At 70.1% G+C, this 8,650-nt stretch carries 10 protein-coding genes and 1 tRNA gene; 6 read left to right on the plus strand and 5 right to left on the minus strand.

All coding sequences use genetic code 11. The features are described 5' to 3' along the window. From ACE3T5_RS19890 to ACE3T5_RS19900, 3 genes are all read left to right on the plus strand, one after another. A partial coding sequence (locus tag ACE3T5_RS19890; protein WP_374669847.1) for an ACT domain-containing protein occupies positions 1-551 on the plus strand: 551 nt, incomplete at its 5' end. A 42-nt stretch (positions 552-593) separates the two neighbouring features. Further along, a tRNA-Ser gene (locus tag ACE3T5_RS19895) sits at positions 594-687 on the plus strand. 51 nt (positions 688-738) lie between these two features. Continuing rightward, positions 739-924, plus strand: a complete 186-nt coding sequence (locus ACE3T5_RS19900; protein ID WP_374669848.1) for a hypothetical protein — start codon at positions 739-741, stop codon at positions 922-924. Between the two features lie 19 nt (positions 925-943). On the opposite strand, the gene ACE3T5_RS19905 is transcribed toward ACE3T5_RS19900, so the two are convergent. The 5 genes from ACE3T5_RS19905 to ACE3T5_RS19925 all read right to left on the minus strand — a co-directional run bounded on the left by ACE3T5_RS19905 (position 944) and on the right by ACE3T5_RS19925 (position 6,796). Further along, positions 944-3,142 carry a TRAP transporter permease gene (locus ACE3T5_RS19905; RefSeq protein ID WP_374669849.1) on the minus strand — a complete coding sequence of 733 codons (2,199 nt, stop codon included), beginning with the start codon at positions 3,140-3,142 and terminating at the stop codon, positions 944-946. A gap of 95 nt (positions 3,143-3,237) precedes the next feature. Next, entirely contained in the window at positions 3,238-4,191 is a 954-nt protein-coding gene (locus ACE3T5_RS19910) for a TAXI family TRAP transporter solute-binding subunit (protein WP_374669850.1), read from the minus strand. A 101-nt stretch (positions 4,192-4,292) separates the two neighbouring features. After that, on the minus strand, positions 4,293-4,709 hold the full coding sequence (locus ACE3T5_RS19915; protein ID WP_374669851.1) for an RNA-binding S4 domain-containing protein: 417 nt from the start codon (positions 4,707-4,709) through the stop codon (positions 4,293-4,295). Then, positions 4,710-6,122, minus strand: coding sequence for a sensor histidine kinase (locus ACE3T5_RS19920; protein ID WP_374669852.1), 1,413 nt, complete (start codon positions 6,120-6,122; stop codon positions 4,710-4,712). It lies immediately after the preceding gene. Then, on the minus strand, positions 6,119-6,796 hold the full coding sequence (locus ACE3T5_RS19925) for a response regulator transcription factor (protein WP_374669853.1): 678 nt from the start codon (positions 6,794-6,796) through the stop codon (positions 6,119-6,121). The genes ACE3T5_RS19920 and ACE3T5_RS19925 overlap by 4 nt, the downstream gene beginning before the upstream one ends. A 117-nt stretch (positions 6,797-6,913) precedes the next feature. Here ACE3T5_RS19925 and ACE3T5_RS19930 point away from each other — a divergent pair, with 117 nt between their 5' ends. The 3 genes from ACE3T5_RS19930 to ACE3T5_RS19940 form a co-directional block, all read left to right on the plus strand. Beyond that, entirely contained in the window at positions 6,914-7,873 is a 960-nt protein-coding gene (locus ACE3T5_RS19930) for a Bug family tripartite tricarboxylate transporter substrate binding protein (RefSeq protein WP_374669854.1), read from the plus strand. Beyond that, entirely contained in the window at positions 7,873-8,379 is a 507-nt protein-coding gene (locus ACE3T5_RS19935) for a tripartite tricarboxylate transporter TctB family protein (protein ID WP_374669855.1), read from the plus strand. Before ACE3T5_RS19930 ends, ACE3T5_RS19935 begins: the two co-directional genes overlap by 1 nt. 16 nt (positions 8,380-8,395) lie before the next feature. Then, a partial coding sequence (locus tag ACE3T5_RS19940) for a tripartite tricarboxylate transporter permease (RefSeq protein ID WP_374669856.1) occupies positions 8,396-8,650 on the plus strand: 255 nt, incomplete at its 3' end.

The following is an 8,650-nucleotide window of genomic DNA, read 5'->3' on the forward strand; positions in this document are numbered from 1 at the left end:
ACGTCCCGCTGGACGAAGAGGCCGCCTCCGGCACGCTGATCACTTTTGAGGAAGACGAGAAAATGGAACAAGCCGTCGTTTCCGGCATCGCTTTCAACCGCGACGAAGCCAAGATTTCCATCCTGGGCGTGCCGGACCGGCCGGGCATCGCCTTCCAGATCCTCGGTGCCGTGGCCGAGGCCAACATCGAGGTCGACGTCATCATCCAGAACGTCAGCCACGACGGCAAGACCGACTTCAGCTTCACCGTGCACCGCAACGAATACGCGCGCGCGCTCGACGTGCTGAAGGCCAAGGTGATCCCCACGCTGGGCACCGACCGCGTGGAAGGCGACACCCGCATCTGCAAGGTCTCCATCGTCGGCATCGGCATGCGCAGCCACGTGGGCATCGCCAGCAAGATGTTCCGCGCGCTGGCCGAGGAGGGCATCAACATCCAGATGATCTCCACCAGCGAGATCAAGACCTCGGTCGTGATCGACGAGAAGTACATGGAACTCGCGGTGCGCGCCCTGCACCGCGCCTTCGACCTGGACCAGGCCAGCGCCTGAGGCGACGCGACCGCGCCGCCTTCGGGCATAATGCGCGGCACCGGAGCGATGACCGAGAGGCCGAAGGTGCTCCCCTGCTAAGGGAGTATGCGGGCAAAAACCTGCATCGAGGGTTCGAATCCCTCTCGCTCCGCCAGATGCCTTCACAAGCCGCCCCCAAGGGCGGCTTTGTTTTTCAGCGCCACCCATGCCTACCGACATCTTCGGCATCCTGATCCTCGTCGTCTCCTCGGTGATCACCTTCACCGTGGCGCGCCGCCTCTCGCGTGGCTGGCGCGAGAAGCGCCGCCAGGAGGACGAGGCGAAGCGGCGCGCCGGCGAGAGCCGGCAGGCGCGGCGCGCCCGCGAGCGGCGCGAGCAGCGCGCGAAGTAGGGCGCCGCGCGGCGCGCGCTCAGCCCGGCACGGGCGCTGGCGGCCGGCTCGCGGCCCACTGGCTCAGCACCACCGGCACGCACAGGGCCAGGCCCAGCGCCGTGGGCAGCAGGCCCGGCGCGATCAGCAGCAGGGCCGCCACCACGAGCACCAGGCGCTCCCACTTGCGCATCTCGGCCAGCAGGTAGCCGCTGAGTGCGGCGGCCAGGGCCACGATGCCGACCACGCAGCCGAAGAAGGTGAGCGCGAAGTCGCCCCAGGTGAAGCCCTTGGCCACCAGCAGCAGCGAGGGCGAGAACACGAACACGAACGGCACCAGCACCTTGGCCAGGCCGAGGCGGAAGGCCATGTTGCCGGTCTTGAAGGGCTCGCTGCCGGCCATGCCCGCGGCCGCGTAGGCGGCCAGCGCCACCGGTGGCGTGATGTCGGCCAGCACGCCGTAGTAGAAGACGAAGAAGTGCGCCACCAGCGGCTGCACGCCCAGCTGCACCAGCGTGGGCGCGGCCACCGTGACCATGATGATGTAGTTGGCGGTGGTGGGAATGCCGCAGCCCATGAGGATGCAGACCATGCCCGTCATCACGAGCGCGGCGAACAGCGTGAGGCCCTGCGTCGTGGCCATCCAGGCCGGGATCACCACCGCCAGCCCGCCCGCGATGGCCTGCGCCCAGCTCGTGATGATGTAGCTGATCTTGAAGCCGACGCCGGTGAGCGTGACGACGCCGATGACGATGCCCACGGTGGCCGCGGCCGCGCCCACGGCTAGCGCGTACTTGGCGCCGGTCTCCAGCGCCTCGACCACAACCCCGTGGCCGACGCGGCCGGTGATGCCGCCGAGCTTCCAGCCGGCCAGCGCGATGGCGACGCCGCAGGCGAAGAGCCCCAGCTTGATCATCTCGCTCTGGCTGCCGAGGTTGCCGAAGGCGATGACGGCCAGCAGCGCGTGCAGCACCAGGGCCAGTGCCCAGTTGCCGGCCGTGTTGCCCTGGGTGCGGGTGGTCAGGCCGATGATGGCGCAGGAGGTGATGCCGGTGAATGCGGCCAGGTAGGGCGTGCGGCCGGACACCAGGATGGCGATCAGCAGCACCAGCGGCACCAGCGTGGGCCAGCGCTGGCGCAGCGACTCGCGCAGCTTGGGCATCTCTTCCTCGGTCAGGCCGCGCAGGCCGTAGCGCTTGGCCTCGAAGTGCAGCTGCATGAAGACGCCGAAGAAGTGCATGAAGGCGGGCACCACGGCGGCCGCGATGATGGTCTGGTAGGAGACGTTCAGGAACTCCACCATCAGGAACGCCGCGGCGCCCAGCACCGGCGGCGTGATCTGCCCGCCGGTGGAAGAGGCCGCCTCCACCGCGCCCGCGAACTCGCGCCGGTAGCCCACGCGGATCATGGCCGGGATGGTGAGCGAGCCCACGGTGACCGCATTGGCGACCGACGAACCGGACAGCGTGCCGAACATCGCCGAGCCGAACACGCTGACCTTGGCCGGCCCGCCGGCGTAGCGCCCGGCGACCGTGGACGCGATGTCCAGGAACAGCTGGCCCAGGCCGATGCGCGTGGCCATCACGCCGAACAGCACGAAGTGGAAGACGTAGGTGGCCACCACGCCCACCGCCACGCCGTAGATGCCCTGGCTGGTGAGGTACTGGTGGTTGATCATCTGGCTCCAGCTGGCGCCGGCGTGCTTGAGCAAGCCGGGGAAGTAGGGGCCGGCCAATGCATAGGCGGTGAAGCCGATGGCGATCAGCGGCAGCGGCCAGCCCATGGAGCGGCGCGTCGCCTCCAGCAAGGTGAGGAAGAGCACCGAGCCCGCGATCACGTCCAGCGTGCTCGGGTTGCCGACGCGGAAGGCCAGGTCGTCGAACACGTAGGGGATGTACAGCACGCTGGCGGCGCAGGCCAGGCCCAGCAGCCAGTCCACCAGCGGTACCCCGCCAGGCGCGAGCCAGGAAGAGGCGCGGGGGTTCTCGTAGGCCTTCTTGCCGGCCGCGAACACCAGGAAGATCAGGCCCAGCACGAAGGCCAGGTGCACGCCGCGGTGCGTGGTCTCGCGCAGCAGGCCGAAGCCGGCGGTGTAGTAGTGGAAGGCCGAGAGCGCGATCAGCAGCCACTTCACGAGCTGCGTGGCCGGCGGCACCGTGGGGCGGAACCGCATTTCCGGATCGAACTTCTCCTCCAGTTCCTGCAGCTTGCGGTCGTCGAGTTCCGTGGTCGTCGTCATCGGTGCGTGGCGTGGGCAGCAAAAAGGGAGGCGTGTGCCTCCCTGCGGGGATCAGGCGGGCAGGGCCCCTGCATCGTGCATGGGCCGCCGCGACGTCACTTGATCAGGCCGGCTTCCTTGTAGAACTTCTCGGCGCCAGGGTGGAACGGAATGCCCACGCCCTTGACCGCGTTCTCCTTGGTGATGAACTTGCCCTTGGCATGGCCGGCCTGCAGGGCCTTCTGCGTGGCGTCGGAGAACAGCGCCTTGGTGATCTGGTAGACCGTCTCGGTGTCGGCCTTGGCACTGGTCACCCACTGCGCGCCCACGGCCAGCGTCTGCACCGCGGCGACGTCCTTGTAGGTGCCGGCGGCGATGGTGTCGACGGCGAAGTACGGGTTCTGCTGGCGCAACGTGTCGGCTTCCTTGCCGGCCAGCGGCACGAGTTCGATGCCGGCGCCGGAGGAGGCGAGTTCCGCGATGGCGCCGGCCGGCGAGCCGCCGACGAAGAAGAAGGCGTCGAGCGCGCCGTCCTTGAGCTTGTCGCCGGCCTGGTTGGGCTTGATGTACTCGGGCTTGATGTCCGACTCCTTCACGCCATAGGCGGCCAGCACCATGCGCGCGTTGATCAGCGTGCCGGAGCCCGGCTCGTCGAGGGCCACGCGCTTGCCCTTCAGGTCCGCCACGGACTTGATGCCCGAGCCCTTCTTCACCACCAGGTGGATGCTCTCGGGGTACAGGTTGGCGATCATGCGCAGGTCGGCGATCTTGGGCTTGCCGTCGAAGGCGCCGGTGCCGGTGAAGGCCCAGGTGGCCACGTCGGACTGCGAGAAGCCCGATTCCATGGCGCCGCCGGCGATGGCGTTCACGTTCGCGAGCGAGCCGTTGCTGGCCTGCGCGGTGACGACGATCTTGCCCGGCTGGCTGACCGAGTTGGCGATCATGCCGCCGACGGGATAGTAGGTGCCGGCTGTGCCGCCGGTGCCGATGCGGAAGAACTGCTGGGCCTGGGCGGCGCCGGCGAAGGCCAGGGCGGCGGCGAGGGCGGCAGCCCACTTCTGGATGCTCATGCGAAAACTCCTTGCGAGATGCGCTTGCGGGAAAGCAAGGAGTAGACCATGCGCGTCCGCGGCCGGGCCATAGGGCAAGCCCGCACCGCGCGCGTTGCCGCTTAGTCGTCGTCCAGCGAGGCGCTCCAGCGATCGCCCCAGCCCTGCCGCGCCTCGTCGAGATCGCGCCGGCCGCGCTTGGTGGGCCGGCCATCGGCAATGGCATGCGCCGGTTCGGGTGCGAGGCGCCGCGCCTCGGCGGCCTGCTCGCGCGCGGCGATGCTGGCGGCCGTTTCCTCATACAGCAGGCGCGCCGCCGGCGCCGGGCCGCGCACGTCGGACAGCGCACGCACCTCGACGATCCAGGCGATGCCGTCCTTGCGCACGGTGACGGTGTCACCCACCTTCACCTCGCGCGCGGGCTTGGCGGCCTGGTCGTTGACGGTGACGCGGCCGCGCGTGATCTCTTCCACCGCCAGGCTGCGCGTCTTGTAGAAGCGCGCCGCCCACAGCCACTTGTCGATGCGAAGGCGTTCCATTCAGGCTGCATTCTCCGCCAGCGGCAGCCGCACGGTGGCGTCCAGCCCGGTCACGCGGCCATGCACCTCGCGGTTGGCCAGCTCGATGGTGCCGCCCAGCGCCCGCACGATCTCGTGGCAGATGGCCAGCCCCAGGCCGGAGCCGCTGCGCACGTCGGCGGCCGAGAACGGCTGGAACAGGCGCGGCGCCAGTTCGGCGGGGATGCCGGGGCCGCTGTCGCTGACGATCAGCGCCGCGGCATTGCGGTCCGCGAGCACCCGCACCGACAGCGTGCCGCCACGCGGCGTGTGCTTGATGGCGTTGTGCAGCAGGTTGCGCGCCAGCTCGCGCAGCATCCACTCGTGCGCGGCCAGCGGCGCAGGCTGCGTGTCCAGCTCGAAGTCGATGTCCTTGTCGGCCACCAGCGGGGCCAGGTCCAGCGCCACGGCCCGCACGGCGTCGGCCAGGTCGGTCACATCGCTCTCGGGCTGCTGGCGCAGCTGCTCCACCTTGGCGAGCGAGAGCATCTGGTTGGCCAGCACGGTGGCGCGGTCCACCGTGTCGCTGATCTCCCCCAGCGCCTGGCGCGCATCCACATCGCCGCGCAGGCCCGACTGCACCTGGGCCTTCAGCACGGCCAGCGGCGTGCGCAGCTGGTGCGAGGTGTCGCGCACGAATCGCTTCTGGTTGTCCAGCAGGTGCGCCAGGCGCGACATCACCGAGTTCGTCGCGTCCACCAGCGGCAGCAGCTCGCGCGGCGCACCGGCGGCGGCAATGGGCGTGAGGTCGCCCTCGGGCCGCGACTGCATCTCCGCGCTGAGCTGGCGCACCGGCCGCGTGGCGCGCTGCACGACCACCACCACGACCAGCGCGATCACGAGCACCAGCGCCGCCTGCTGCACCAGCGTGTCGATCAGGATCTTGCGGGTGAGGGTGCGGCGCAGCTCCAGCGTCTCGGCCACCTGCACCACGGCCATGCCGCGGCCGCTCTGGCTGGCCACGGGCTGCAGCAGGACGGCCACGCGCACCGGCTCGCCGCGGTAGCTGTCGTCATAGAAATCCACCAGCGCCGCATAGGCGCCGCGGTCCGGGATGGTGCCGCGCCAGAAGGGCAGGTCGTCGAAGCCGGAGATGACCGCGCCGCCCAGGCTGGAGACGCGGTAGTACAGGCGGCTCTGCGTGTCGGCCTCGAAGGCCTCCAGCGCTGCGTACGACACCGTGGCACGCAGTCGCGCCTCGGCGTCGTAGCCCTCCACGTCGAGCTGCTCGCCGATGGACTTGGCCGAGGCCAGCAGGGTGCGGTCATAGGCCGTGTTGACGGCGGCCAGCGTCTGCCGGTAAAGGTTGAACGCGTGCAGCACGATGAACAGGCCGACCGGCAGCAGGATGCCGGCCAGGAGCTGGCGCCGCAGGGACAGCGCCGCGCCGCTCACTCGGCCGCCTTCAGCAGGTAGCCCAGGCCGCGCAGCGTGACCAGCTTGGCGCCGGTGGGCGCGAGCTTCTTGCGCAGGCGGTACACCACGACCTCGATGGCCTCGTACTGCACGTCCGCCTCGCCGGGGAAGACCAGCTCGAACAGCCGCTCCTTGGGCACGGCGTGACCGGGCCGCGCGAGCAGCGCCTGCAGCAGCGCCAGCTCGCGCGGCGCCAGCTCCAGGATCTCGTCGCGCCAGTGCACGGCGCCGCTGGCGCGGTCCAGACGCAGACCGCCCGGGCCCGGCGGATCGCCGCTGTTCGCGCCGGCCGGGGCCTGCCGACGGTGCAGGGCACGCACCCGCGCCTCGAGTTCGTCCAGGTCGAAGGGCTTGGGCAGATAGTCGTCGGCGCCGGTGTTCAGGCCGATGATGCGGTCACCGACCGTGCCACGCGCGGTGAGGATCAGCACCGGCGTCTTCAGCCCGGCGCGGCGCGCCTGCTCCAGCACCTGCAGGCCGTCGAGGCCGGGCAGCGTGAGATCGAGCAGCACCACATGCGGCGGATCCGCGCGCCAGCGCGCGAGCGCGCTGGGGCCGTCGCTGCACACCGCCACCTCCATGCCGCGGTTGCGCAGCGTCCGCGTGAGCGTCGTCTGCATCGACACGTCGTCTTCCACCAGCAGCAGCTTCATGCGGTCCCCCATGGCGCGGCCGTCACATTAGCACTTTCCCTAGGCCGCGCGGACAGGCGATTGACAGGGTGGTGGGCCACCATCAGCATCGTTGACCATCCCTAGGAGACCCTGCACATGCGTCGCGACGAATTCCTGAAGACCCTGGCCGCCCTGGCCGCCACCGGTGTCCTGCCGCTGTCGGCCCACGCCGCCGCCAACCTGAAGATGCTGATTCCGGCCAACCCCGCGGGCGGCTGGGACACCACCGGCCGTGCGCTCGGCAAGGCCATCATGGACGCCAAGGCCGCCGACACGGTGCAGTACGAGAACAAGGGTGGCGCCGCCGGCATCATCGGCCTGGCGCAGTTCGTCAACGCGTCCAAGGGGGACCCGAACGCCATCATGATGATGGGCGCCGTCATGCTGGGCGGCATCATCACCGGCAAGCCGCCGGTGCAGCTGCAGCAGTGCACGCCCATCGCGCGCCTGACCAGCGAGTACAACGTGTTCGTGGTGCCGGCGGCTTCGCCGCTGAAGACCATGAAGGACGTGGTCGAGCAGCTCAAGAAGGACCCTGGCAGCGTCAAGTGGGGCGGCGGCTCGCGCGGCTCCACCGAGCACATCGCCGCGGCCATGCTGGCGCGCAACGTCGGCGCCGATCCGAAGAAGGTGAACTACGTGGCCTTCCGCGGCGGCGGTGAGGCGGTGGCGGCCATCCTGGGCGGCAACGTCACCGTGGGCGGCAGCGGCTACAGCGAGTTCGCCGAGCACATCACCGCCGGCAAGATGCGCCCCATCGGCGTCACGTCCGACAAGCGCCTGCCCGGCATCAACGTGCCCACGCTGAAGGAGCAGGGCTATGACGTCGTGCTGGGCAACTGGCGCGGCGTCTACGGTGCGCCGGGCATCAGCGCCGAGCAGCGCGCCGCGCTGACCGACATCATCACCAAGGCCACCAAGCACAAGAGCTGGCAGGACGCGCTGGAGAAGAACGGCTGGACGCCCGCGCTGCTGACCGGCAAGGCCTTCGACGAATTCGTGGACAACGAGTTCGCGGCCCTGCGCGCCACCATGCACCTGTCGGGCATGCTGTGATGCAGGCCGGCTCGCCCGCGCTGCGCCACGGGCTCATCGGCGCTGGCGTGCTGGTGCTGGCGGGTCTGCTGGCGCTGGGCGCCCGCGACATCTCGTCGGAGGCGGGGTACTCGGGCGTCGGCCCGAACTTCCTGCCCTGGTTCGTGGCCGCGGTGCTGGCCCTGTGCGGCGGCTGGCTCATCTGGGAGGCCGCCACCGGCGGCTTCCGCCAGATGGAGGCGCCCTCGGGCGCCGACACGGGCGACTGGGTCGGCTTCGCCTGGGTCTCGGCCGGCCTGCTGGCCAATGCGCTGTTGATCACGCGCATCGGCTTCGTGCTGAGCTGCGCGCTGTGCTTCGTGCTGGCCGCCCGCGGCCTGCGCCTGTCCGAAGGCCGGCCGACGCATGCGCGCGCCACCGGCACCGATTGCATCGTCGGCCTGGCGATCGCCGCGCCGGTGTACTGGATGTTCACCAAGCTGCTGGCGATTTCGCTGCCGGGGCTCACCGCCACCGGCTGGCTGTAGACACCACAAGAGCGCCATGGACGTCTGGAACCAGCTCCTCGCGGGCTTTGCCACCGCGGCAACGCCCATCAACCTGATGTGGGCCTTCATCGGCTGCGTGGTCGGCACGGCCGTGGGCGTGCTGCCCGGCATCGGCCCGGCGGTCGCGGTGGCCATGCTGCTGCCCATCACGGTGAAGGTGGAGGCCACGGCCTCCATGATCTTCTTCGCCGGCATCTACTACGGGGCCATGTACGGCGGCTCCACCACCTCCATCCTGCTGAACACGCCG

The sequence above is a fragment of the Ramlibacter sp. genome (genome assembly GCF_041916345.1).
In the GTDB taxonomy this organism is placed as follows: domain Bacteria; phylum Pseudomonadota; class Gammaproteobacteria; order Burkholderiales; family Burkholderiaceae_C; genus Ramlibacter.